This window comes from Enterobacter cloacae complex sp. ECL414, assembly GCF_021869685.1.
Lineage (GTDB): Bacteria > Pseudomonadota > Gammaproteobacteria > Enterobacterales > Enterobacteriaceae > Enterobacter > Enterobacter kobei.
In genome coordinates, this window is record NZ_CP091481.1 from 1,730,187 (window position 1) to 1,755,235 (window position 25,049).

24 protein-coding genes and 1 riboswitch are annotated in these 25,049 nt (G+C 58.0%); of the genes, 11 read left to right on the forward strand and 13 right to left on the reverse strand.

Going from position 1 to position 25,049, the window contains the following annotated elements; genetic code table 11:
- Window positions 1-9 precede the first annotated feature (9 nt).
- Window positions 10-1,251, forward strand: a complete 1,242-nt coding sequence (locus L3068_RS08050) for a pyridoxal-phosphate-dependent aminotransferase family protein (RefSeq protein ID WP_023338230.1) — start codon at window positions 10-12, stop codon at window positions 1,249-1,251.
- Window positions 1,248-2,510, forward strand: coding sequence for an allantoate amidohydrolase (gene hpxK / locus L3068_RS08055; RefSeq protein ID WP_045134623.1), 1,263 nt, complete (start codon window positions 1,248-1,250; stop codon window positions 2,508-2,510). The genes L3068_RS08050 and hpxK overlap by 4 nt, the downstream gene beginning before the upstream one ends.
- Here the strand turns inward: hpxK and L3068_RS08060 are convergent.
- Window positions 2,476-3,477: a magnesium transporter gene (locus tag L3068_RS08060; protein ID WP_117581349.1), complete on the reverse strand. Its 1,002-nt coding sequence runs from the start codon at window positions 3,475-3,477 to the stop codon at window positions 2,476-2,478. The genes hpxK and L3068_RS08060 overlap by 35 nt on opposite strands.
- Before the next feature lie 60 nt (window positions 3,478-3,537).
- Window positions 3,538-3,707: riboswitch (M-box (ykoK) riboswitch) on the reverse strand.
- Window positions 3,708-3,865: 158 nt separating this feature from the next.
- On the opposite strand from L3068_RS08060, the gene L3068_RS08065 reads away from it, so the two are divergent.
- Both L3068_RS08065 and agp read left to right on the forward strand, forming a co-directional pair.
- Window positions 3,866-4,366 (forward strand): DedA family protein, encoded by a 501-nt coding sequence (locus L3068_RS08065; RefSeq protein ID WP_014883299.1) that lies wholly within the window; start codon window positions 3,866-3,868, stop codon window positions 4,364-4,366.
- A gap of 103 nt (window positions 4,367-4,469) precedes the next feature.
- Window positions 4,470-5,711, forward strand: coding sequence for a bifunctional glucose-1-phosphatase/inositol phosphatase (agp, locus tag L3068_RS08070; RefSeq protein ID WP_048996914.1), 1,242 nt, complete (start codon window positions 4,470-4,472; stop codon window positions 5,709-5,711).
- A gap of 33 nt (window positions 5,712-5,744) precedes the next feature.
- On the opposite strand, the gene L3068_RS08075 is transcribed toward agp, so the two are convergent.
- Both L3068_RS08075 and wrbA read right to left on the reverse strand, forming a co-directional pair.
- Window positions 5,745-5,972: a YccJ family protein gene (locus L3068_RS08075; RefSeq protein ID WP_014883300.1), complete on the reverse strand. Its 228-nt coding sequence runs from the start codon at window positions 5,970-5,972 to the stop codon at window positions 5,745-5,747.
- 18 nt (window positions 5,973-5,990) lie between these two features.
- Entirely contained in the window at window positions 5,991-6,587 is a 597-nt protein-coding gene (gene wrbA, locus L3068_RS08080) for an NAD(P)H:quinone oxidoreductase (protein WP_014883301.1), read from the reverse strand.
- A 391-nt stretch (window positions 6,588-6,978) separates the two neighbouring features.
- Between wrbA and L3068_RS08085 the strand changes: the two genes are divergently transcribed.
- Both L3068_RS08085 and L3068_RS08090 read left to right on the forward strand, forming a co-directional pair.
- Complete coding sequence (locus L3068_RS08085) at window positions 6,979-7,149, forward strand: con-10 family general stress protein (RefSeq protein WP_023332656.1); 171 nt, start codon at window positions 6,979-6,981, stop codon at window positions 7,147-7,149.
- Between the two features lie 116 nt (window positions 7,150-7,265).
- Window positions 7,266-8,168 (forward strand): DMT family transporter, encoded by a 903-nt coding sequence (locus tag L3068_RS08090; RefSeq protein ID WP_117581351.1) that lies wholly within the window; start codon window positions 7,266-7,268, stop codon window positions 8,166-8,168.
- A 129-nt stretch (window positions 8,169-8,297) separates the two neighbouring features.
- Here L3068_RS08090 and rutG read toward each other — a convergent pair whose 3' ends face one another.
- The 7 genes from rutG to rutA are packed head-to-tail and all read right to left on the reverse strand — an operon-like array spanning window position 8,298 to window position 13,732.
- The gene (gene rutG, locus L3068_RS08095; RefSeq protein WP_048996912.1) at window positions 8,298-9,620 is read right to left on the reverse strand and encodes a pyrimidine utilization transport protein G; all 1,323 of its coding nucleotides are present in this window, start codon (window positions 9,618-9,620) and stop codon (window positions 8,298-8,300) included.
- A gap of 21 nt (window positions 9,621-9,641) precedes the next feature.
- The gene (gene rutF, locus L3068_RS08100) at window positions 9,642-10,136 is read right to left on the reverse strand and encodes an NADH-dependent FMN reductase RutF (protein ID WP_117581353.1); all 495 of its coding nucleotides are present in this window, start codon (window positions 10,134-10,136) and stop codon (window positions 9,642-9,644) included.
- 9 nt (window positions 10,137-10,145) lie between these two features.
- Window positions 10,146-10,736 (reverse strand): malonic semialdehyde reductase, encoded by a 591-nt coding sequence (locus tag L3068_RS08105; RefSeq protein ID WP_071922399.1) that lies wholly within the window; start codon window positions 10,734-10,736, stop codon window positions 10,146-10,148.
- Window positions 10,737-10,745: 9 nt separating this feature from the next.
- Window positions 10,746-11,546 (reverse strand): pyrimidine utilization protein D, encoded by an 801-nt coding sequence (rutD, locus tag L3068_RS08110; RefSeq protein WP_117581355.1) that lies wholly within the window; start codon window positions 11,544-11,546, stop codon window positions 10,746-10,748.
- Window positions 11,547-11,553: 7 nt separating this feature from the next.
- A complete protein-coding gene (gene rutC / locus L3068_RS08115) occupies window positions 11,554-11,940 on the reverse strand; it encodes a pyrimidine utilization protein C (RefSeq protein WP_014883309.1) in 387 nt (128 codons plus the stop codon).
- A gap of 11 nt (window positions 11,941-11,951) precedes the next feature.
- Entirely contained in the window at window positions 11,952-12,641 is a 690-nt protein-coding gene (gene rutB, locus L3068_RS08120) for a pyrimidine utilization protein B (protein ID WP_014883310.1), read from the reverse strand.
- Window positions 12,641-13,732, reverse strand: coding sequence for a pyrimidine utilization protein A (gene rutA, locus L3068_RS08125; protein ID WP_014883311.1), 1,092 nt, complete (start codon window positions 13,730-13,732; stop codon window positions 12,641-12,643). The genes rutB and rutA overlap by 1 nt, the downstream gene beginning before the upstream one ends.
- 243 nt (window positions 13,733-13,975) lie before the next feature.
- Between rutA and rutR the strand changes: the two genes are divergently transcribed.
- On the forward strand, window positions 13,976-14,614 hold the full coding sequence (rutR, locus tag L3068_RS08130) for an HTH-type transcriptional regulator RutR (RefSeq protein ID WP_014883312.1): 639 nt from the start codon (window positions 13,976-13,978) through the stop codon (window positions 14,612-14,614).
- Here rutR and L3068_RS08135 read toward each other — a convergent pair.
- Entirely contained in the window at window positions 14,611-15,006 is a 396-nt protein-coding gene (locus L3068_RS08135; RefSeq protein ID WP_014883313.1) for a lysozyme inhibitor LprI family protein, read from the reverse strand. The two genes, rutR and L3068_RS08135, sit on opposite strands and share 4 nt — an antisense overlap.
- A gap of 102 nt (window positions 15,007-15,108) precedes the next feature.
- Window positions 15,109-19,071, reverse strand: a complete 3,963-nt coding sequence (putA, locus tag L3068_RS08140; RefSeq protein ID WP_014883314.1) for a trifunctional transcriptional regulator/proline dehydrogenase/L-glutamate gamma-semialdehyde dehydrogenase — start codon at window positions 19,069-19,071, stop codon at window positions 15,109-15,111.
- 422 nt (window positions 19,072-19,493) lie between these two features.
- On the opposite strand from putA, the gene putP reads away from it, so the two are divergent.
- Together putP and L3068_RS08150 are read left to right on the forward strand one after the other, a co-directional pair.
- Complete coding sequence (gene putP / locus L3068_RS08145) at window positions 19,494-21,002, forward strand: sodium/proline symporter PutP (RefSeq protein ID WP_014883315.1); 1,509 nt, start codon at window positions 19,494-19,496, stop codon at window positions 21,000-21,002.
- Between the two features lie 117 nt (window positions 21,003-21,119).
- Window positions 21,120-21,539 (forward strand): DUF3574 domain-containing protein, encoded by a 420-nt coding sequence (locus L3068_RS08150; protein ID WP_014883316.1) that lies wholly within the window; start codon window positions 21,120-21,122, stop codon window positions 21,537-21,539.
- 69 nt (window positions 21,540-21,608) lie between these two features.
- Here L3068_RS08150 and L3068_RS08155 read toward each other — a convergent pair whose 3' ends face one another.
- Complete coding sequence (locus L3068_RS08155; protein ID WP_117581357.1) at window positions 21,609-22,793, reverse strand: NupC/NupG family nucleoside CNT transporter; 1,185 nt, start codon at window positions 22,791-22,793, stop codon at window positions 21,609-21,611.
- Window positions 22,794-23,044: 251 nt separating this feature from the next.
- Between L3068_RS08155 and efeU the strand changes: the two genes are divergently transcribed.
- Window positions 23,045-23,878: an iron uptake transporter permease EfeU gene (gene efeU / locus L3068_RS08160; protein WP_014883318.1), complete on the forward strand. Its 834-nt coding sequence runs from the start codon at window positions 23,045-23,047 to the stop codon at window positions 23,876-23,878.
- A 40-nt stretch (window positions 23,879-23,918) separates the two neighbouring features.
- Window positions 23,919-25,046 (forward strand): iron uptake system protein EfeO, encoded by a 1,128-nt coding sequence (gene efeO, locus L3068_RS08165; RefSeq protein WP_063861552.1) that lies wholly within the window; start codon window positions 23,919-23,921, stop codon window positions 25,044-25,046.
- Window positions 25,047-25,049: the final 3 nt, after the last annotated feature.

Below are 25,049 nucleotides of genomic sequence, written 5' to 3' on the forward strand. Positions count from 1 at the left end.
GACTGACTCATGGATATTGTACATTTTCCGCAAATTAACCCGCCGCAGCGTCTGCTGATGGGGCCGGGGCCGATCAACGCCGACCCGCGCGTGCTGCGCGCTATGTCGAGCCAGCTGATTGGCCAGTACGATCCGGCCATGACCCACTACATGAACGAGGTGATGGCGCTCTATCGCGGCGTATTCCGCACTGAAAATCGCTGGACGATGCTGGTCGACGGTACCTCCCGGGCGGGAATTGAAGCGATACTGGTTTCCGCCATTCGCCCGGGGGATAAAGTGCTGGTTCCGGTCTTTGGCCGCTTTGGTCACCTGCTGTGCGAAATTGCCCGCCGCTGTCGGGCGGAGGTACATACCATCGAGGTGCCGTGGGGCGAGGTGTTCACCCCGGACCAGGTGGAGGATGCGATTAAGCGTATTCGTCCTCGCCTGCTGCTCACCGTACAGGGCGACACCTCCACCACCATGCTGCAGCCACTCGCGGAGCTTGGCGCTATCTGCCGCCGCTACGACGTGCTGTTTTACACCGACGCCACCGCGTCCCTCGGCGGCAACGCGCTGGAGACCGACGCCTGGGGGCTGGATGCCGTTTCGGCCGGGATGCAGAAGTGTCTCGGTGGGCCATCGGGTACTTCGCCAGTCACCCTGAGTATGCGGATGGAGGAGGCGATCCGCCGCCGCAAGTGCGTTGAGGCGGGCATTCGCACCGACGCCCACCGCGACGGCGACGAGGAGATGATCTACTCCAACTACTTCGATCTTGGCATGGTGATGGACTACTGGGGGCCGGAACGGCTGAATCACCATACCGAAGCCACCACCGCGCTGTTTGGCGCCCGCGAATGCGCGCGGCTGATCCTGCAGGAAGGGCTTGATAACGGCATTGCCCGCCACAAGCTGCACGGCGATGCGCTCCTGAAGGGCATTCAGGCGATGGGGCTGGAGACCTTTGGCGACCTGAAGCACAAGATGAATAACGTGCTGGGCGTGGTGATTCCACAGGGCGTCAACGGCGACGAGGTGCGTAAGCTGATGCTGGAGGATTTCGGGATTGAAATCGGCACCTCGTTTGGCCCGCTGCACGGTAAAGTGTGGCGCATTGGCACCATGGGTTATAACGCACGTAAGGATTGCGTGATGACCACCCTGAGCGCGCTGGAGTCGGTGCTGAACTACCTGAAATTCACCACCACGCAGGGGGCCGCCATGCAGGCCGCGTGGGACCACTATCGCCGCGAGACGCCGCAATGAGCCCGGCGGCAGAACGGGTGATGGCGCGCGCCGATGCGCTGGCCGCCATCAGCGAAACGCCGGATGCGCTGACCCGGGTCTACCTCTCGGCGCAGCATCTGCAGGCCAACCAGCTGGTTGGACAGTGGATGAGCCAGGCGGGGATGACCGTCTGGCAGGACAGCGTGGGCAATATCTGTGGACGCTATGAAGGTGCTCAGGAAGGGGCGCAGGCGGTGCTGCTCGGTTCGCATCTGGATACCGTGCGCAATGCGGGGCGCTACGACGGTATGCTCGGGGTGCTCACCGCGATTGAAGTGGTGGACAGCCTGCACCAGCAGGGCCTGCACCTGGCGCAGGCCATTGAGATTGTCGGTTTTTGCGATGAAGAGGGCACCCGTTTCGGCATTACGCTGTTAGGCAGCCGGGGGCTGACGGGCACCTGGCCGCAGGACTGGCTGGAAAAAACCGACGCCAGCGGCATCAGCGTGGCGCAGGCAATGGTGCAGGTGGGGCTCGATCCCGGCCGCGTGTCGCATGCCGCACGCCGTCCCGAGGATTTCAGCGCCTACCTGGAGCTGCACATTGAACAGGGGCCGTGCCTTGAGCAGGACGGTCTCGCGCTCGGCGTGGTGGAAGCCATCAACGGCGCGCGTCGCCTGAATTGCCGTTTCACCGGCGAAGCCGGGCACGCGGGAACCGTGCCGATGAACCATCGTAAGGACGCGCTGGCCGCCGCTGCCGAATGGATGGTTCTCATCGAAAATACCACCCGGCAGCAGGGCGGTAATCGGGTGGCGACGGTCGGGGAGCTGCGCTGCCTGCCCGGTGCGGTAAACGTGATCCCCGGTGAGGTGCATCTCTCGCTGGATATCCGCGGTCCGCAGGATGCGCCGCTGGATCGGTTGCTGGCCGAATTGCTGGAAAATGCGCAGGCAATCGCGTCGCGACGCGGACTGCAGTTCAGCGCCGAGGAGTTTTACCGCATCGCCGCCACGCCGTGCGATATCCACCTGCAAAACGTGTTAGGGGAGGCCGTCGAATCGGTGCAGGGGCGTTCACTGTCGCTGCCCAGCGGCGCGGGCCATGATGCGATTGCCATCGCGGAACGCTGGCCGGTAGGGATGCTGTTTGTGCGCTGCAAGGGGGGCGTCAGCCACCACCCGGCAGAGTCGGTGATGGCTGAGGATGTCGCGCTGGCGATTGAGGCGTTTTCGCGAGCGGTGATCCAGCTGGCGGACCGTGTTACTCCAGCCCCAGCGTATATTGCGCGATCTTGAAGTAGATAATCAGCCCGGTACCGTCGATAAGCGTCGCGATAAACGGCGCGGAGACGACCGCCGGGTCAATGCCGCAGCGTTTGAGCACCATCGGAATCACGGACGATACAATCGCGCTCCACAGCGTTATGCACACCAGCGTCAGGCTGACGATAAGCGTGATTTCCAGCCCAATCCCCATCATCCACGCGCGGATACACCCGGCAATCCCGAGCGTCACGGCAATCATCAGCGAAGTGGTCATCTCTTTTCGCAGCACGCGCCCGACGTCGCGAAGATGCACCTCTCCCAGCGCCATGGCGCGCACCAGCGTGGAGGTGATCTGCGTTCCGCTGTTGCCGCCCGTGCCGATCAGCAGCGGAATAAAGAACGCCAGCGCAATGGCAGACTCCAGCGCCTCTTCAAAGTGCTGGATCACCGAACTGGTGTAGGCTTCCGCGACAAACAGCAGCAGGAGCCAGACGGAGCGTTTCTTCCACAAGCTGAAGGCGCTGGTTTCCAGATAGGGCTTCTCCAGCGGCAGCGTCGCCCCCTGAAGCTGAGCGTCTTCGGTGACGTCATCTTCCAGCAGATGGGCGATTTCGCGCTCGGTCAGGCAGCCGACGAGCTTGCCGTGGGTGACCACCGGCACCACGTCCGCGCCGCCGTGCGCCAGCTGGCCGGCAACATTGGCACGTTCATCCTCCGGTTTGACCTGTAAAAACTGCGAGATCATCAGCGATTTCACCGGCTGTAGCGTATCGGCGGTTTGCAGCAATTTACGCACCGCAATCATGCCCGCCAGGCGGCCATTGTCTTCAATAAAAATATGCGATGGAATATCGTCGGCTTTTAATTTTGCGAAGAATTGCTCGCGCGCCAGCGCCACGCATAATGCAATATCAAGGACGATAAAATCGGTATTCATATATTGCGCGATGGCGCTGTCATTGAATGCCGGGTTTTGATTGTGAATAGCGTAAGACATAGTGAATTCCCTTTGAATAAAAATATCTCTCAGGGGCGAGCAAGACAGGGCATGTCGAAGAGGAGATCCCCACGTCCTGGGTTCAGCACTGTACACCGTATCCCGCAAGGGAAGTTATACTGACAAAGCCTTGATTCGACAGTGCCTGTTTTACCCTGTGTTGGTTCTCTCGAACCCACCAGAGCGATAACGTGTATTTGTACAGGAGCCTCGCCATAACGAGATCGTTGTAAAACGTGAGGGATAATACGCATATTTAATTTTACCGCTCAGGATTTTAAATAATGTTTAAGAACGGTTTAGAAGAATTTTATTAATACGATGTTGAGGGTTTATTTAAGGTTATTCATTTTAAATAAAAGATTAAATCATCACGAGGATGGGGTAAATGGCGTGGTTTGATCATCTGCTTACTCATTTTGCGCTCTATCCGGCACATCTGTTTGCGTTGTTATTCGTGATGGCGCTGGGTAAATCGACGGTACTGATCTCCTCCGTGCTGCCACCCGCCTCGGTGATGCTGCTGGCGGGCATCGGCGTCAGCCAGGGGAGCATGCATCCTGGGCTCGCATGGCTTGCCGTGGTAATGGGGGCAACGGTGGGGTCGGTGCTAAATTACCATGTTGGCCAGCTGATGGGACACACCCGGCTGGTCACGCGTTTCACGTCTAAGCATGCCGACAGGTTTTTGAGAGTGCAGCATCAGCTGCAAAAGAACGGTGAAATTGCGCTGTTTACGTCGCGCTTTCTGGCGGTATTGCGTTATATCGTGCCGCTGGCAGCGGGGATGCTCAGGCTAAGCGCCGTGAAGGTCTATGCCGTCAGCCTGCTTTCTGCCTGCGCGTGGGCGGCGCTGTATGTTGGCATCGTCGCTGGCATCAGCGTCTGAATCGGCGAGTAAGGTATTCATCAGATTGAGAAATGCTTCCCGGAAAATTGTCACGAATCTGTCACACTGAATGCGACATTTTAAAACGAGTGAGGAATTAGGGATGAGAAAAGCACTACTCGCGCTGGCAGTCGCCGGTTCCATTTCAGCAACGTTTGGCGTGCAGGCACAAGAGACGCCGGAAGGGTATCAGCTGGAGCAAGTTTTAATCATGAGTCGCCATAACCTGCGCGCACCGCTCGCCAACAACGGCAGCGTGCTGGAGCAGTCCACGCCGAAACAGTGGCCAGAGTGGGAGGTACCGGGTGGTCAGCTCACCACCAAAGGCGGCGTGCTGGAGGTCTATATGGGTCATTACATGCGCGAGTGGCTGGCGCAGCAGGGGATGATAAAGACTGGAGAGTGCCCGCCAGCGGACACCGTTTATGCATATGCCAATAGCCTGCAGCGTACCGTTGCGACCGCGCAATTCTTCATTACCGGCGCGTTCCCGGGGTGCGATGTGCCTGTGCATCATCAGGAAAAAATGGGCACGATGGATCCCACCTTTAATCCGGTCATTACCGATAACTCGCCTGAGTTCCGCGAAAAAGCGCTGAAGGCGATGGAGACCGAGCGGCAGAAAATGCAGCTTTCAGAAAGCTATAAGCTGCTGGAGCAGATGACGAACTACGCCGATTCGCCGTCCTGCAAAGAGAAAAAAGTCTGCTCGCTGGCGGACGCGAAAGATACGTTCAGTGCCGACTATGAAAAAGAGCCAGGCGTGTCCGGTCCGCTGAAAGTGGGTAACTCGCTGGTGGATGCGTTCACGCTGCAATATTACGAAGGTTTCCCGGCTGACCAGGTGGCCTGGGGTGAGATCAAGACTGACCAGCAGTGGCGTGTGCTGTCGAAGCTCAAAAACGGCTATCAGGACTCGCTGTTTACCTCCACCGAGGTGGCGCAAAACGTCGCCAAACCGCTGGTGAAATATATTGATAACGCGCTGGTCACCGATCAGGCGAAAGCGCCTAAAATCACCCTGCTGGTAGGGCATGATTCGAACATTGCGTCGCTGCTAACCGCACTGGATTTCAAACCGTATCAACTCCACGATCAGCACGAGCGCACGCCAATTGGCGGCAAAATAGTCTTCCAGCGCTGGCATGACAAAAACGCTAACCAGGAACTGATGAAAATTGAGTATGTCTACCAGAGCTCAGAGCAGCTGCGAAACGCCAGCGTGCTGTCGCTGGAATCCCCCGCGCAGCGTGTGACGCTGGAGCTGAAAGGCTGCCCGGTGGATGCTAACGGCTTCTGCCCGGTTGATAAGTTTAATGCGGTGATGAACAGCGCGGCAAAATAGAGGATAACCCCCCGCAAAGGCGGGGGGAAACGTTCAGACGTTTTTACGCTCGATGGTCTGTTCGCCCCAGAAGAGCGAGTCTTTGTCCGTCTTTTCGAAGGCGCGAACCAGCACTTCGTCGCTACCTTCTTCCCAAATCTGCTCTGCCAGTTTCTCGTCATATTTCGCGACTTCAAAAATGGCTTCGGCAATCTCCGGAGAGGTATTGCGTAAACTTGCCCATTCACCCACGCGGTGGGCTTTTGATTCCTGAGTTGGCATGCTTGTCCTCCTGTTGAGTTAGCCGTTCAGTTTTTTGGCGAGGCCCGCGACATGCTCACCCTGATAACGGGCGATGGCGAGCTCTTCGTCGCTCGGCTGTCGGGAACCATCGCCGCCGGCAATGGTGGTTGCACCGTAGGGAGTACCGCCACGTACCTGAGAAACATCAAAGAGTTCCTGCGCGCCGTAGCCAATCGGCACAATCACCATCCCATGATGAGCAAGGGTAGTCCAGGTTGAGGTAATCGTCTGCTCCTGACCGCCACCGGTGCCGGTAGAGCTGAAGACGCTGGCGAGTTTGCCGTATAAAGCGCCTGAGGCCCATAGCCCGCCCGTCTGATCGAGAAAGGTGCGCATCTGGCCGGACATATTGCCGAAACGGGTTGGCGTCCCGAAAATAATCGCATCGTAATCTGCCAGCTCCTGAGGCGTGGCGACCGGGGCATTCTGTGTTTTTCCCCCGGCTTTGGCGAAGGCTTCCGCCTGCATGGTTTCCGGTACGCGCTTCACCACAACCTCAACGCCGTCCACCCTGTTTGCACCTTCTGCGACTGCGTGAGCCATGGTTTCAATGTGTCCATACATGGAATAATAGAGCACCAGAACTTTTGCCATTTTGCATCACTCCTCGTTTGTGTTTTCTGACAGCGGATCGCTGCGTTCATTTAAAGATATGCCATCACGGCCAGACTGCAAAAATGAACACCATTTCTTTGATTTATAACAATATGATTGGGGAAGCGTGCTGTAGCAAAATGAAACAACTTTCTCGCCTCCGTTTTTTGAAATGATAAGAAAGAGTTATGAATCTCCGTCGCGTTATCTCACCCGAAAGACTGAGATCCTGTTGCAGGATATTACCAGCGGCTTGCCGGACAGCCTTAGTCCACTAAGCTTAGTTTCACGCGGCACAGATAAAGGCACTGTCCTCATGCCGCGAGGTGAAAGAATCCTCTTTTACTGAATGCAATATGATGTCTAATGTTTCACACTCTGGAGGTTAGAGATGGCAAACCATCGTGGTGGTTCAGGTAATTTCGCTGAAGACCGTGAAAGAGCATCAGAAGCAGGTCGTAAAGGTGGCCAGCATAGCGGGGGCAACTTCAAAAATGACCCTCAGCGCGCATCAGAGGCTGGCAAGAAAGGGGGTAAAAACAGCCACGGCAGCAATAAGTAACGCGCCAGGCTGAACCCTGCCGCCGGGCGTTCCCGGCGGTTTTTTTATTTCTGCAACATTGAACTGTAACCAAAGGCGACGCACACTACAGAATTGTTCTCATTTGCTGGTGTCGCATGTCTGTCTCACGCTTTAAATTCTCCGTAAAACCGCAGGAAGCCATCCTTATTCTCATCACCATGTTCTGGGGCGGGACGTTTCTGGCCGTCCAGTACGCGGTAACGCTGAGCGATCCGTTCTTTTTTGTTGGTCTGCGCTTTGCGACGGCGGCGATAGCCGTGGCGCTCGTATCGCTAAAATCCCTGCGCGGATTAACCCTTAAAGAGCTGAAGGCCGGGGTGGCGATCGGGGTGGCGATTGCAATGGGCTACAGCCTGCAGACATGGGGATTACAGACTATCTCCAGCAGCAAATCGGCATTTATCACCGCCATGTATGTACCGCTGGTACCGCTCCTGCAGTGGCTTTGCCTGGGACGGCTGCCGGGGATGATGTCCTGCATCGGTATCGTGCTGGCATTTATCGGCCTGATTTTGCTGGCCGGGCCGGAAAATAACCTGCTGGCACTGGGACCGGGCGAGATCATTACCCTCGTCGGGGCGATTGCCATTGCGGCGGAAATTATTCTGATTAGCGCCTGGGCGGGCAAGGTGGACGTCAAGCGCGTGACGGTGGTCCAGCTCGCCACGGCCTCGCTGGTGGCGTTTGCGACGATGGTACCGGCCGGAGAGTCCGTGCCGCCGATGTCTACCGGTCTGATCGTGGTCGCGTTGGGGCTGGGCATCTTCAGCGCCATTATTCAGGTCACGATGAACTGGGCGCAGCGCAGCGTCTCCCCGACGCGGGCAACGGTGATCTACACCGGCGAACCGGTATGGGCGGGGATTTTTGGTCGCCTCGCCGGAGAGCGTTTGCCGCTGCTGGCCCTGGTCGGTGCGGCATTTATTGTCGCCGGGGTGCTGGTGAGCGAGTTAAAGCTAAAAAAACGACGCAAGGCGATTGCCGGGGCGGGGGGCTGAACAAGGGGCAGATAGCTAACAACGTGCACGCTGCCCGTTTTGCCCGGCGGCGCTACGCTTGCGCGGGCCTACATGCTCATTGTAGGCCGGGTAAGCGTAGCGTCACCCGGCAAGAAAGCAGCACTCATTTCAGGTTGAGGGGGTGATGGCTTCAGCCTGCGCTTCATCCCCTTTCCGGCGGCTCAGCAGGGCGTTAAGCAGAATTGCCCCGAACGTCGCCGTGCCGATCCCACCAATCGTAAATCCGCCCAGCGTTAGCGCGAAATCGCCCGCGCCCAGCACCAGCGTGACCGCCACCATAATCAGGTTGCTGTTCTGGCTCAGATCGACCCGATGCTGCACCCAGATTCGCGCGCCAGCCACGGCGATCAGCCCAAATACCACAATCGATGCCCCGCCGATGACCGGCGACGGAATGGTGTGGATCAGCGCGCCGAACTTCGGAGAGAAACCAAGCAGTATCGCCATCGTCGCTGCCGCGACGAAGACCAGCGTCGAGTAGACTTTGGTCACCGCCATCACGCCGATATTTTCGGCATAGGTGGTGACGCCGCTGCCGCCCACGGAGCCTGAGATCATGGTTGCCAGACCGTCACCGACAAATGCCCGGCCCATGTACGGGTCCATACTGCGGCCGGTCATTCCCGCGACCGCCTTCAGGTGACCTAAGTTCTCCGCCACCAGGATCACCGCCACCGGTGCGATAAGCATCATTGCCTGGGTGTTAAAGGTGGGGGAAGTGACCTGCGGCAGGCCAAACCAGGCAGCCTGATGGAGCAGGGTAAAATCGACCGGCTTGCCGAGACCGAAAACGTTCGCCAGCAGAGCGTAAACCAGACAGGCGACAATCAGCCCGACCAGAATCAGCAGACGCTGGATCATCCCGCGCGTAAACACCGCCACCAGGCCGATACACAGCACGGTGATCACCGCCATCCAGCTTTCAAACGGCGAGCCGGAGACGCTTTTCACCGCGATCGGCGCCAGGTTCAGGCCAATCGCCATGACGACGGCACCGGTCACCACGGGAGGCATCATGCGTTCGATCCAGCGCGTGCCGATCTTCATCACCACCAGACCAATCAGGGTATAGACCAGGCCGCAGGCGATGATGCCGCCGAGCGCCACGCTCAGGTTAGGGTTGATCCCCTGGCCGTTAAATCCGGTTGTGGCGATAACCACCCCGACAAACGCGGCGCTGGAGCCCAGATAGCTGGGCACGCGCCCACCGGTGACAAAAAAGAACAGCAGGGTGCCGATACCCGACATCAGAATCGACAGGTTGGGATCAAGCCCCATTAGCATCGGCATGAGTACGGTCGCACCAAACATCGCGACTGCATGCTGGACGCCCATCACCATCGTTTGTCCGAGCGGGAGTCGTTCATCCGGCGCGACCACGCCTGCTTCTGTGGAGGTCGATTTCAACTGCCAGTGGGGAAATCCGAACATGGTCTGTCTCCTTAAAGCGCCTTAGCAGGCGGGTCGCATAAGCGCGTGGTAGCCGCGGTCAAACCACACCAGCCCTTGCGGCGCGGGGTTGCGAACAATCGAAACAATGTCGCAAAACAGAATGTCGTGGGTACCGACGCTCACCACCTGGCTGATGCGGCAGTCAAACGAGGCCAGCGCATCCTCCAGACGCGGACACCCCGTATCGCCCGTTTGCCAGCGGGCGGCGGCAAAGCGCGTCTCCATTGGCGTTTTGCCGCCAAACAGGTTGGATAGCGGCTCTTGTCCGGCGCTCAGGGTGTTCACGCACAGCGTGCGGTTTTCGCTAAACGTCGGCCAGACGGACGCGCCGCGGTTCAGGCATACCAGCAGGGTGGGAGGCGAATCCGTGACGCTGCACACCGCGCTGGCAGTGAATCCCGCCATTCCCGCCGGGCCGTCGGTGGTGATGATGTTGACTGCCGCGCCGACGCAGGCCATGGCGTCGCGAAAGGTTTGTTTATCCGGTGTCGTCATGATTGCTCCTTACGCCAGCCCGCAGGCATCTTCGAACGCCAGACGCGGCAGGCGTCCGTAAAGTTTGTTCGTATCACCATAGCCAATGTTGATCAGCAGATTGCTTTTAAGCAGCGTGCCGGTGAAAAAGGCCTCGTCGACCTTTTGTCGGTCAAAGCCTGACATCGGGCCGGTGTCCAGCCCGAGGGCGCGACAGGCGAAAATCAGGTAAGCAGCCTGCATTGAGCTGTTGCGAAATGCCGTCTCTTCGGCGAGCGCCGGGCTGGTGGTAAACCAGCTTCTGGCATCGCCGTGCGGGAACAGTTCCGGCAGGCGCTCATAAAACTCGCTGTCCCAGGCAACAATCGCCGTGACCGGCGCGGTGAGCGTTTTTTCCAGATTGCCGCTGGAGAGCGCCAGGCGCAGCTTCTCTTTTCCCTCTGCGCTGCGCACAAACACGATTCGCGCCGGGGAGCAGTTGGCGGAGGTTGGGCCCCATTTCATCAGGTCGTAGATTTCGCGCAGCGTCTCGTCGCTGACGGGCAGATTCTGCCAGCCGTTGTGGGTACGGGCGCCGGTGAATAGCGTTTCGCGCGCCGCAGGATTAATGGCTTCGCTCATTAAAGCTCCTTATAAAGCGGGTTCAGGACTGTGCAGCAGGCTGGCAAGCCCGTTCAGCAGCAGGGTGTTAAAGGCGTTCGGTTCGGTGACGTTGCAGGCATGCCCGCCCTGGCGCATGACCACGCTGTGGCTGCGTGGGAGAGCCGCCTGTAGCTCAGTCGAGCAGACTGAGGGTACCAGCATGTCGTCGGCGGAACAGATGAGGTGTACCGGACAATGAATACGCGCGGCGTGGCGGCTGAAATCCGCTTTCTTCAGGGCGCTGAGCCTGTGCAGCAGGTTGCTTTTGCCCTGGAAATGGGCCAGCGCCAGCGCTTCTTCGGCCTCCAGGCGGGGCGCACGAGCAGCCATCCAGTCTGCCGGGTAGAGAAACAGCGGCTGCGCCTCTACCCACGCCTGCGCGCCGCCGGAATGCAGCAAACGCTCGCGGATCTGAAAACAGCGTCGGGTATGGGCGTTGAGGGTTAGCCAGCCGTTGACGCACACCAGCGCGGTGAGCGCATCAGGTCTGTCGAGGGCCAGCTGTAGCCCGATCAGCGCGCCCAGCGCATGACCGACCACGCAGTAGCGGGTGATTCCGGCTTCGGCCAGCGCTATGGCCAGTTCGTCCGCCATTTGCGCCAGGCTATAGCCTTCCGGCAGTGTGTCGCGGTTATTACCCGTCCCCCGCTGGTCATAGCACACCACCTGATACTCCGGCTCCAGCGCGGCCAGCTGGGGCAGCCAGTAGCTGCCGCTGCCGCCGAGACCGGCAATGAGGACTACCACGGGTGCCCCCTCATACGGGGGCGGTGAGACGGAGAGTTTCATGGCCGCCTCACTTCGCAATGTGCGCAACGGTGGCAATTTCAACCAGCGCGTCCGGCTTCACCAGCCCGCACTGTATACAGAACCGGGCCGGCTTATCGCCGGGGAAGAACTCGGCGTAGATCTCGTTAATCGCGGCGTAGTTTTTCCAGTCGGTGATAAAGATGCTGTTGAAGGTCACATCCTCCATCGTGCCACCCGCCGTTTCGATCACGCTTTTGATCGTCTCCAGCACGTGGCGGGTTTGTGCCTTTGGGTCGTTGATAAACACCACGTTGTTGTCTTTATCAAACGGCAGCGTACCAGAGACATACACCACGCCGTCGGCGAGCGTTCCGGGGACAAACGGGGCAATCGGTGTGCTGGTGCCCGGCGGAATAATCACGGATTTCGGCATCGTCGTTCTCCTCAGGCGATACGGGCGAGCGGCGGATTCAGGGCATCGCAGAACGCTGCGACGTTACTCACCCAGCCAAAAAAGGTTTCGATATTGAACAGGGCCGCTTTCTGCGCGAATTCCGGCCCGGCCTGATGGGTCGCGTCTTCCAGCACCACGCCAAAATACTCAAGGAAAAAGCCGTCGCGCAGGGTCGACTCCACACAAACGTTGGTGGCGATGCCGGTAAAGACCAGGTGACGAATGCCCCGGCTGCGCAGCAGGCTGTCGAGCGGGGTGTTGAAAAAGCCGCTGTAGCGCGGTTTGGGCAAGACAATATCACCTGCCTGCGGGACCAGCTCGTCCACCAGCTGATAATCCCAGCCGCCTTTTGCCAGCAGCTTGCCCTGCAGTTCAGGGTTTTTGCGCATCGTTTTCAGGGCGTTGGACTTGTGGAAGTTGGGCGAGCCGGGGCCACCGGCCTCCACGTACTGGTCGTCCCAGCCGTTCTGGAACCAGACGATGAGCATGCCGGCTTCCCGTGCGGCGCTGACGGCGGTGTTGATGTTCGCAATGACCGGCTGCGTGGCGGAGACGTCGAACCCCGCCAGATCCAGATAACCCCCTTTACTGGCGTAGGCGTTTTGCATGTCCACCACGATCAGCGCGCTCTGCTGCGGCGCAAAGGTAATGGCTTCCGGGCGAGCGTTTAAGGTCGTCATTACGCAACCTCCTTCGTGACGGCAGGAATGTGGGCGCGGCATTGCATCAGCGGCTGGATGCGCTCGCCGAAGGTTTCCACACCGGTGAGGAAATCATCGAAGGTCAGCAGAACGCCCTCTGCGCCGGGTACGGCGGCGACTTCGTCGAGCATTCTGGCAACGCTGGCATAGGATCCAACCAGCGTGCCCATATTGATATTGACGGCGGAGGTGGGGTCAGCCATCTGGCGGACGTTGGTGTCTGCGCCGGAACGGGTATCTTTCTGGCTCTGCTCGGTAAGCCAGCTCAGGGCCTCCTCGTCGGCACCGTCTTTGTAACATTCCCATTTCGCGCGTGCGGCCTCGTCGGTTTCGTCGGCAATCACCATAAACAGCACGTAGGAGCCCACGTCGCGCCCGGTTTTGTCGGCAGCCTCTTTCATGCGCGCCGCGGTGGGGGCGAAAGCGGCAGGGGTGTTAACGCCTTTCCCGAAGCAGAAGTTAAAGTCGGCGTATTTGGCGGAGAATTCCATCCCCGCGTCGCTCTGCCCGGCGCAGATCACCTTCATCGGCACCGACGGTTGCGGGCTGACGCGGCAGTCGTTCATGGTGAAGAAGTCACCTTTGAAATCGCTTTTGCCGGTGCCCCAGAGATCGCGCAGGACCTGCACGTATTCGGTCAGGTAGTCGTAGCGACGCGAGAAGTAATCGTCACCCGGCCAGAGCCCCATCTGCTCGTACTCCGGCTTTTGCCAGCCGGTCACCAGGTTCACGCCAAAGCGTCCTCCGGAGATCGAGTCGATGGTGGAGGCCATGCGCGCGACGATCGCCGGGGGCAGGGTGAGCGTGGCGGCGGTAGCGTAGATCTGAATCCGCGAGGTGACAGCGGCCAGTCCTGCCATCAGGGTGAAGGACTCCAGGTTGTGATCCCAGAATTCTGTTTTGCCGCCAAAGCCGCGCAGCTTGATCATCGAAAGTGCAAAGTCGAAATGGTAGTGCTCCGCTTTTTGCACGATGGCTTTATTCAGCTCAAAGGTCGGCATGTATTGCGGGGCAGTGGTCGAGATAAGCCAGCCGTTGTTGCCGATAGGTACAAATACGCCAATTTTCATCACGAACCTCTCTTCACTACGTTGCAGGTACTGGCGTTTTTGCAAAGGGAGTGCCAGTTTTGAAAATGACTTTGTTATTAATGTGTTAATCGAAGGTTGGCGTATTGATGTGGTCAAAAGTGGACTAACTGGTCAAAAACATTGCACAGAAAACAGGCATTCATGCGCGATGGGAGTGCAGAATGTCGTGGCGAGACGGGGGTTTTGCTATGCTGAGGGCAACGCAGAATAAGGAGAGCGGGAATGACACAAGGCGCAGTGAAAACACCAGGTAAACGGTCACAGGCAGTCAGCGCCAAGAAGCAGGCTATTCTCAGCGCGGCGCTGGAGACGTTTTCACAGTTTGGCATTCACGGCACGCGGCTGGAGCAGGTAGCGGAGCAGTCCGGGGTTTCCAAAACCAATCTGCTCTACTACTACCCGTCGAAAGAGGCGCTCTATGTGGCGGTGATGCAGCAGATCCTCGATATCTGGCTGGCGCCCCTGAAAGCGTTCCGCGCAGAGCTGGCCCCGCTGGTGGCGATCAAAGAGTACATCCGCCTGAAGCTGGAGGTGTCACGCGATTACCCGCAGGCGTCGCGCCTGTTTTGTCTTGAGATGCTGCAGGGCGCGCCGCTGTTGCAGGCTGAGCTGACGGGGGATTTAAAGCAGCTGGTGGACGATAAGTCGGCGATTATTGCCGGCTGGGTCGCCAGCGGCAAGCTGGCGCCGGTCGATCCGCAACATTTGATCTTTATGATTTGGGCCGCCACCCAGCATTACGCTGACTTTGCGGCCCAGGTCGAGGCGGTGACCGGGAAAACGCTCCAGGATGAAGCGTTTTTCCACAGCACCCTGGAAAACGTACAGCGGATGATTATCGAAGGGATCCGCGTGCGTTAGTTTCCCGGCGGGAGAGGGCAGCTTAAATCGCCCTCTTCACATTGCATCAGCGAGGCCAGAAACGCTTCTCGCTCCGCGGTTTTCTCTGCCAGACACTGATTGACAATCATTGGCTGAATGCTTCCACCTTCCGTACCCGAACCGATAAACGTGCAATCTGCATCCCGCAGGGTAATCCACGCCTGCTGCGCTTTTTTTAGCAGGTCACGCTGGGGGGCTGCCGCACGTTTGATAGCGGCCTGATACGTCGCGTTGAGCTTCTTATCCGCCGCCTGGTACTGCTGCGCGCTACAGGTGTTCAGTTCAAGCTGGGTGGTGGCGTTGTCGCACTCGTTGGCCAGCGCGCTGGTGCTCAACAGCAGTGCGGCACCTGCGAGAAATACTCTTTTCATCATCCCCTCCGTGTAAAAAAAAGCCGGATGCGCTATGCATATCCGGCCTACGATTCTTAGTAGCCCCGGTAAGCGTAGCGCCACCGGGGAGAGTTTACACGATTAACCGATGGTCATCAGGCTGGCGTTACCGCCCGCCGCCGCGGTGTTGACGCTGAGTGAACGCTCCACGTACAGACGCTCCAGCAGCAGGTTGGTTTCCCCGCGCGCAAAGCCCTGTACCGAAACAATCGCCCCGCTGCGGGCCGCCACCTGTTCGCACAGTTCGCGCAGCTGGTCGGAATCACCGTGATAAATCACGGCGTCAAACGGCTGCGTCAGCAGCGCATCGGCCTTCGCAAAGCGAATGCGGGCTGAAACGGCTTTTGGCAGCTGTTTTGCCAGGTCGCGATGCAGCGCATCTTCCGGCCACAGCACTTCACATCCGGTTGCCATCGCGGCAGCCAGCTGTACCAGCGCATCCTGCTCGTTATCCGCTACGCAGAGTACGTGCTCGCGCGGCATCAGCGTCCAGGTGTTGCGCTCGCCGGTTGGACCCGGAAGCAGACGCTGCGTGCCAGCCTGCGCCAGCTCGCCGTACTGCTGCGCAATGGCACGCAGTTCAGGTCGTTTTTCCGCCCAGGCGATCAGCGCTTCAAGCGGCTGCGTCAGCACGGTTTTCAGCTGCGCGTCGACCGGATAGTCTGCGTCCTGACGTGCCAGCGTCACGCCCAGCGCGTTCTCTGGACGGTTCGCCAGCAGACGGTACAGGTAAAGCGGACCGCCCGCTTTCGGACCGGTGCCGGACAAACCTTCACCGCCGAACGGCTGTACGCCCACGACCGCGCCGACCATGTTGCGGTTAACGTACAGGTTGCCCACTTTGGCACTGCCGGTCACCTGCGCGATGGTTTCGTCGATACGGGTGTGTACGCCTAGCGTCAGGCCATAGCCGGAGGCGTTGATCTGATCGATCAGTTCATTAAGGTTGTTACGGTTGTAACGCACCACGTGCAGCACCGGACCGAAGACCTCTTTTTTCAGCTCGTCGAAGCTTGCCAGCTCAATCAGCGTTGGCGGCACGAAGGTGCCGGTCTGCCACTCGCGGGCATCTTCGCTGTTCTCACGCACCGCCTGGAACACCGGACGGCCTTTGGCGCGCATGGTCTGGATGTGGTTTTCGATATTGGCTTTAGCTTCCGCGTCAATCACCGGGCCGATGTCGGTGGTGAGACGCCCCGGGTTGCCCATACGGCATTCGGCCATCGCGCCGCGCAGCATCTTCAGCGTGTGGTCGGCCACGTCATCCTGCAGGCACAGTACGCGCAGGGCGGAGCAGCGTTGACCGGCGCTGTCGAACGCGGAGGCCAGCACGTCGACCACCACCTGTTCGGTGAGGGCAGAGGAGTCAACGATCATGGCGTTCATGCCGCCGGTTTCCGCGATGAGCGGGGTAGGACGACCCTGCGCATCCAGACGGGTAGCAATGTTGCGCTGTAGCAGAGAGGCAACTTCGGTCGAGCCGGTAAACATCACGCCGCGTACGCGGTTATCGGAGGTCAGTTTAGCGCCGACCGTTTCGCCGCGGCCTGGCAGCAGCTGGACCACGCCCGCAGGTACGCCGGCTTCCAGAAGAATGTTGATGCCCTGCGCGGCAATCAGCGGGGTCTGCTCTGCCGGTTTGGCCAGCACGCTGTTACCTGCGGCAAGGGCGGCGGCAATCTGACCGGTAAAAATAGCCAGCGGGAAGTTCCACGGGCTGATACACACGACCGGTCCGAGCGGACGGTGGGTTTCGTTATCGAAATCATCGCGCACCTGACCCGCGTAGTAGTGCAGGAAGTCCACGGCCTCACGCACTTCGGCGATAGCGTTGCTGAAGGTTTTACCCGCTTCACGCACCAGAATGCCGATAAGCGACTGCATCTGATCTTCCATCAGCACGGCAGCACGCTCCAGAATGGCGGCACGCTCCTGCGGCGGGGTGGCAAACCAGATTGGCGCGTTGTTGACCGCACTGTCCAGCGCCTGATCCACTTCCGCTTCGGTGGCTTCGCGTACATAGCCGACGATATCTTTTGGCTCTGCCGGGTTGATAACCGGCTGCATCTCACCGTCCTCGACGGACTGCTCAAGGATCGGTTTCGCCTGCCATTTCTGCAGCGCGCTGTTGAGCAGGGCAGAGGAGAGGGACGCCAGACGATGTTCGTTCGCCAGGTCCAGACCCGCAGAGTTGACGCGGCCTGCGCCATACAGCTCGCGCGGCAGGGCAATCTTCGGATGCGGCAGACCAATCTGACCTTCCTGGGCCGCCATCTTCTCAACGGCCTGCACCGGATCGGCCACCAGCTCGTCGAGCGGCAGCGTGGTGTCGGCGATGCGGTTTACGAAGGAGGTATTCGCGCCGTTTTCCAGCAGACGACGCACCAGGTACGCCAGCAGCGTTTCGTGCGTACCTACCGGCGCATAAATGCGGCATGGGCGGTTCAGCTTGCCATCCGCTACCTTACCGGTCACCTGCTCGTACAGCGGTTCACCCATGCCGTGCAGGCACTGGAACTCGTACTGGCCAGGATAATAGTTTTGACCCGCCAGGCTGTAGATTGCCGCCAGGGTGTGGGCGTTATGAGTAGCAAACTGCGGGTAGATCAGGTTCGGCACGCCGAGCAGTTTTTTCGCACAGGCGAGGTAAGAGACGTCGGTGTAGACCTTACGGGTATAGACCGGATAGCCTTCCAGACCTTCCATCTGGGCGCGTTTGATTTCGCTGTCCCAGTAGGCGCCTTTCACCAGGCGGATCATCAGGCGGCGACGGCTGCGGCTTGCCAGGTCAATCAGATAATCAATGACGAACGGGCAGCGTTTCTGGTACGCCTGGATAACGAAGCCAATGCCGTTCCAGCCCGCCAGCTCTGGCTCGAAGCACAGTTTTTCCAGCAGATCGAGGGAGATCTCCAGACGGTCGGCCTCTTCGGCGTCGATATTGATGCCGATGTCATACTGGCGCGCCAGCAGGGTCAGGGATTTCAGGCGCGGGTAAAGCTCCTCCATCACGCGGTCGTACTGCGCGCGGCTGTAGCGCGGGTGCAGGGCGGACAGTTTGATAGAGATACCCGGACCTTCATAAATACCGCGGCCGTTAGAGGCTTTACCGATGGCGTGGATCGCCTGCTGATAAGAGACCATGTAGGCCTGCGCGTCGGCGGCAGTCAGGGCCGCTTCACCGAGCATGTCATACGAGTAGCGGAAACCTTTGTCTTCCAGCTTGCGGGCGTTCGCCAGCGCTTCGGCAATGGTTTCGCCGGTCACGAACTGCTCGCCCATCAGGCGCATCGCCATGTCCACGCCTTTGCGGATCAGCGGCTCGCCGCTCTTACCGATGATGCGGTTCAAAGAGCGTGACAGGTTGGCTTCGTTATGGGTTGATACCAGTTTGCCGGTAAACAGCAGGCCCCAGGTGGCGGCGTTAACGAACAGGGACGGGCTGCGGCCAATGTGCGAATGCCAGTTGCCGTTGCTGATCTTGTCGCGGATCAACGCGTCGCGGGTGGCTTTATCCGGAATACGCAGCAGCGCTTCCGCCAGACACATCAGCGCCACGCCTTCCTGTGAAGAGAGGGAAAACTCCTGCAGCAGACCCTGCACCATCCCGGCGCGGCCGGTGGCGGTTTTTTGGTTGCGCAGCTTGTCGGCCAGCTGATACGCCAGGCTGTGCGCCTGAGCGGCAATGGCTTCCGGCAGGCGGGCCTGCTCCAGCAGCATCGGCACGGCGTCGGTTTCGGCACGACGGTAAGCGCCGGTAATGGCGGCACGGCTGACGGACTGCGGCAGGATCTGCTCGGCGAATTCGAGGAACGGCTGGTGGCTTTCGTCACCAGCGGCGGGTGCATCCTCGCTTTCATTGGCGGCACCCGCCAGCAGGGCAGGCAGTTCTGGCAGGCCTTCGTCGCTCTCCAGTCTTTCCAGATAGTTAAAAATCGCCTGCTTGATTAACCAGTGCGGTGTGCGGTCAATGCGGGTCGCTGCGGTTTTAATCCGTTCGCGGGTAGCGTCATCCAGCTTAACCCCCATGGTGGTCATCCCCATGCCAAAACTCCTGTTGTTCTGTAATCGCGTTTTGTAGATGGCATGAAATATCCACCATGTTGCAACTTTGTGCAACCGTGTTAAATGTGACCTGGTTTGCAACCCAGAAAATGAATGGATTGTTAATGATTGGTTAGCTGGAAAAAAGCGCTGGCTTCTGCATGAGAAGCCTGTTTTTATGCGGTACTTAACACTTTTAAAAGGTGCAACCCGTATAAGTGTGAGCGAGTGCAACCTATAGGAAACTCGTATCAAACCGGGGATGAATTTGATGTAAATGCAGTGTTAAATCGTTTGTCAGCGGGATGCGCATACGGCAGGATAGCGCGCCCAATGGAAACACATACACACATCACTACGTTCCGGTGATGACATAACAAGGCAACCCGGACGGTTGTCGCTCGACATTTTGGAGAATTTGAATGGCTATTAGCACACCGATGCTGGTGACATTTCTCGTTTATATTTTTGGCATGATCCTGATAGGGTTTTTGGCATGGCGTTCAACAAAGAACTTTGACGACTACATTCTCGGCGGCCGCAGTTTAGGCCCGATGGTGACCGCGCTGTCTGCGGGCGCATCCGATATGAGCGGCTGGCTGCTGATGGGGTTACCGGGCGCGATTTTCATCTCCGGTATCTCTGAAAGCTGGATTGCCATCGGCCTGACCCTTGGGGCGTGGATCAACTGGAAGCTGGTAGCAGGCCGTCTGCGCGTGCATACCGAAGCGAACAACAATGCCCTGACGCTGCCGGATTACTTCACCGGACGTTTTGAAGATAACAGCCGCATTCTGCGCATTATCTCCGCGGTGGTGATTCTGCTGTTCTTCACCATCTACTGTGCTTCCGGCATCGTGGCGGGCGCGCGTCTGTTTGAGAGCACCTTCGGCATGAGCTATGAAACCGCGCTGTGGGCAGGTGCCGCGGCGACCATTCTCTATACCTTCGTGGGCGGATTCCTGGCGGTAAGCTGGACCGACACCGTGCAGGCGAGCCTGATGATCTTCGCCCTGATCCTGACCCCGGTGATTGTGATTTTCACCGTTGGCGGCTTCGGTGAATCGCTGGAAGTGATCAAGCAGAAGAGCATTGAAAACGTCGACATGCTGAAAGGGCTGAACTTCGTGGCCATCGTCTCTCTGATGGGCTGGGGTCTGGGCTACTTTGGTCAGCCGCACATTCTGGCGCGCTTTATGGCCGCTGACTCTCACCACACGATTGTTCATGCCCGTCGTATCAGTATGACGTGGATGATCCTCTGTCTGGCGGGTGCCTGTGCGGTTGGCTTCTTCGGCATCGCTTACTTCAACAATAACCCGGCGCAGGCAGGTGCAGTAAACCAGAATGCCGAGCGTGTGTTCATCGAACTGGCGGGCATTCTGTTCAACCCGTGGATTGCCGGTATTCTGCTCTCCGCAATTCTGGCGGCGGTGATGTCGACTCTGAGCTGCCAGCTGCTGGTCTGCTCCAGTGCGATTACCGAAGATCTCTACAAAGCTTTCCTGCGTAAAGGTGCGAGCCAGAAAGAGCTGGTATGGGTCGGGCGCTTTATGGTGCTATTAGTGGCGCTGATTGCCATCGCGCTGGCGGCCAATCCTGATAACCGCGTTCTGGGTCTTGTGAGCTATGCGTGGGCGGGCTTTGGTGCGGCGTTTGGTCCGGTGGTTCTGTTCTCCGTTCTGTGGTCACGTATGACCCGCAACGGCGCGCTGGCGGGGATGATCATCGGAGCGGTGACCGTTATCGTCTGGAAGCAGTTCGCGTGGCTGGGTCTGTACGAAATCATCCCGGGCTTCATCTTCGGCAGCATCGGTATTGTGGTGTTCAGCCTGCTGGGTAAAGCACCGTCTGCCTCCATGCAGAAACGCTTTGCGGAAGCGGACGCGCACTACCACACTGCACCACCGACGAAGCTTCAGGCTGAGTAAAAAAACCTATTCCCTCCTGTAAGCCGGGTAAGCGCTAGCGCGACCCGGCTTTTTTCTTGCCAAAATGCGTAAATTACGTTGATATCGCTGCACTTATAACAATGAGGATAGCGAACAATGACCATCAAAACAGGGCTTATGGCGGCGGCATTATTGATGCTCGCAGGCTGCAACGCACCCGCGCAACACGCGGCAATGGAGACCTGCAAAGCAGATAACCAGATGCAGCAAACCACGCTTTATTTCGGACTGAATCGTCCGGCCGGAGCGCAGATCACCGGCAACGAGTGGCAGCAGTTTGTTGACCAGGACGTGACGCCGCGCTTTCGGGACGGCTTAACGGTGTTTGATGCACGTGGCCAGTGGCTGGGGAATGACGGGAAAGTGGCGCGCGAGCCGAGCAAAGCGTTGATGCTGATCCACGGTAAAGACGCGCAGAGCGAGAAGAATATCGAAGCGTTGCGCGGGATTTATAAATCTCGCTTCGCGCAGGAGTCGGTGATGCGGGTCGATCAGCCGGTGTGCGTGCAGTTTTAAGCAAAATGGCGGGATAGTTTTGTAGGCCCGGTAAGGCGTAGCCGCCACCGGGCACAAACCGCACAAAACTTACAACACTAATCCCGCAAAGCTCGCCGACAGCAGGCTCACCAGCGTCGCGCCGTACACCAGGCGCAGACCAAACCGCGAAACCACGTTCCCCTGCCGCTCGTTCAGGCCCTTGATGGCGCCTGCGACGATACCAATAGACGCGAAGTTAGCGAACGACACCAGGAAGACGGATAAAATGCCCAACCCGCGCGGTGACATCTGATGGGCAATTTTTTTCAGCTCAATCATCGCCACAAATTCATTTGCCACCAGCTTGGTTGCCATAATACTGCCGGCGTTGAGCGCATCACTCAGCGGAATACCGATGAGCCACGCCAGCGGATAAAACACATAACCCAAAATCTGCTGGAAGCTCATGCCGAATACGCTGGAGAAGAGGGCGTTAACGGCGCTAATAAGCGCGATAAAGCCAATCAGCATCGCCAGAATAATCATCGCTACCTTAAAACCGGCCAGAATATACTCCCCGAGCATTTCGAAGAAGCTCTGGGATTCATGCAGTTTTTCCAGCTTGATATCCGGCTCCGCTTCCGGACGCACCGGATTAATGACGGAGAGAATAATGAAGGTGCTGAACATGTTCAGGATCAGCGCCGCAACGACAAATTTGGCGTCAAGCATGGTCATATATGCGCCGACAATCGACAGGGAAACGGTCGACATGGCGGTCGCAGCCATGGTGAACAGACGGCGCGAGGAGAGATCCCCCAGCACGCCTTTGTAGGCAATGAAGTTTTCCGACTGGCCGAGGATCAGCGAGCTCACCGCGTTAAACGATTCCAGCTTGCCCATACCGTTCAGTTTTGACAGCAGCGTCCCGATAACCCGAATAAAAATCGGCAGGATCCGCCAGTGCTGGAGAATACCAATCAATGCGGAAATAAAAATAATCGGGCAAAGCACGCCAAGGAAAATGAACGCCAGCCCTTTTTCACCCATTCCGCCAAAGACAAAATTGGTGCCTTCGCCAGCAAATTTGAGCAGGGATTCAAAGAAGCCGGAAACGTATTTAATCAGGAATAACCCACTTTCGGCGTGCAGGAAAAAGAACGCCAGGGCAATTTCAATAACAATCAGCTGTAAAACATAACGAATGCGAATTTTTCGGCGGTCGAAACTCACCAGCCAGGCGAGCGCAAGAATAATCACCAGCGCCAGCAGGAAATGGATAATCTTAAACATGGTTTATTTTCACTTGGTTTTCGAGGCAGATATTTAGCCACAGCGCTGATTAACCGTAAACGGGCATTTTCGTTATAACTTATAAACGTAATGATTACGTTGACAACTATTATCAGGCTTCGCGTTTACAACTCGTCATCAAAACATCCCACATTTCGCTTGTTTTTCTTCTCGACGTAATGATAATCACTATCACAAGAATTTACCTTTCTTTGCATCAGTTGACCGCGATAAACATTTAAGGTGTCGGCATGTTTGTTCCATTTCTCATTATGTTACGTGAAGGGCTCGAAGCGGCTCTGATTGTCAGCCTTATCGCCAGTTATCTGAAGCGAACCCAGCGCGGACGCTGGATTGGCGTCATGTGGATTGGCGTGTTCCTCGCCGCGGCGCTCTGTCTGGGCCTGGGTATCCTGATCAACGAAACCACCGGCGAGTTCCCGCAGAAAGAGCAAGAGCTGTTTGAGGGGATTGTCGCCGTCATTGCGGTGGTGATCCTGACCTGGATGGTGTTCTGGATGCGTAAGGTCTCCCGCAATGTGAAAGTCCAGCTGGAGCAGGCGGTGGATAACGCCCTGCAAAAAGGCAACCATCACGGCTGGGCGCTGATCATGATGGTCTTTTTTGCGGTGGCGCGTGAAGGGCTGGAATCGGTCTTCTTCCTGCTGGCCGCCTTCCAGCAGGACGTAGGCATCTGGCCGCCGCTGGGGGCAGTGCTGGGGCTGGCAACGGCCGTTGTGCTGGGTTTCCTGCTCTACTGGGGCGGTATTCGCCTTAACCTGGGGGCGTTCTTCAAATGGACCAGCCTGTTTATTCTGCTGGTCGCCGCGGGGCTGGCGGCTGGGGCGATCCGCGCCTTTCATGAAGCGGGCCTGTGGAACCACTTCCAGGACGTGGCGTTTGATCTCAGCAATGTCCTCTCCACACACTCTCTGACCGGCACTCTGCTCGAAGGTATCTTCGGTTACCAGGAGACACCGAGCGTGAGCGAAGTGGCGATGTACTTTATTTATCTGGTGCCGGCGCTGGTGTTGTTTGCGATGCCGCCGCGTACCGGCACACAGGCGACGCGCGTCGCGCCGTAATAGTTGATTTAGTTACAACATACTTTTAAAGGGAAGAGTCATGGCAATTCAGTTCCGTCGTAGTGCGTTATGCGCAGGCATTGCCGCGCTGTTCGCTTCCGCATTTTCCGCCTGGGGGGCCGATGTTCCTCAGGTCAAAGTGACCGTCAATGACAAGCAGTGCGAGCCGATGACCCTCACGGTGAACAGCGGTAAAACCCAGTTCATTATTCAGAACCACAGCCAGAAGGCGCTGGAGTGGGAAATTCTGAAAGGGGTACTGGTCGTCGAAGAGCGTGAAAATATCGCCCCTGGCTTTAGCCAGAAGATGACTGCCAACCTGCAGCCGGGCGAGTATGAAATGACCTGCGGTCTGCTGACCAATCCTAAGGGTAAGCTGATCGTTAAAGGTGAAGCGACGGCGGATGCGGCGAAAGGCGCTGCAGTGCTGAGCCTGGGTGACGCGATTACCGCTTATAAAGCATACGTTACCAAAGAGACGGCAGATCTGGTGGCGGGTACGAAAGCCTTTACCGATGCGGTGAAAGCCGGTGATATCGAAAAAGCCAAATCCCTTTATGCACCAGCTCGTCAGCACTACGAGCGCATCGAGCCGATTGCCGAGCTGTTCTCAGACCTTGATGGCAGCATTGACGCCCGCGAAGACGACTACGAGCAAAAGGCCGCCGATCCGAAATTCACCGGCTTCCACCGTCTGGAAAAAGCCGTGTTTGGCGATAACACCACCAAAGGGATGGAAAAATACGCCGCACAGCTGAACAGCGACGTGCTGGAACTGCAAAAGCGCATCAGCGAGCTGGCCTTCCCGCCTTCAAAAGTGGTGGGCGGCGCGGCGGGTCTGATTGAAGAAGTGGCCGCAAGCAAAATCAGCGGTGAAGAAGATCGCTACAGCCACACCGACCTCTGGGACTTCCAGGCCAACGTCGACGGTGCGCAGAAAATTGTCGATCTGCTGCGTCCTCAGCTGCAGAAAGAGAACAGCGAACTGCTGGCAAAAGTGGATGCCAACTTCAAAAAAGTCGACACCATTCTGGCGAAATACCGTACCAAAGACGGATTTGAAACATACGATAAGCTGACCGACGCCGACCGTAATGCGCTGAAAGGCCCGATTACCGCCCTGGCGGAAGATCTCTCTCTGCTGCGCGGCGTACTGGGTCTGGACTAAGCA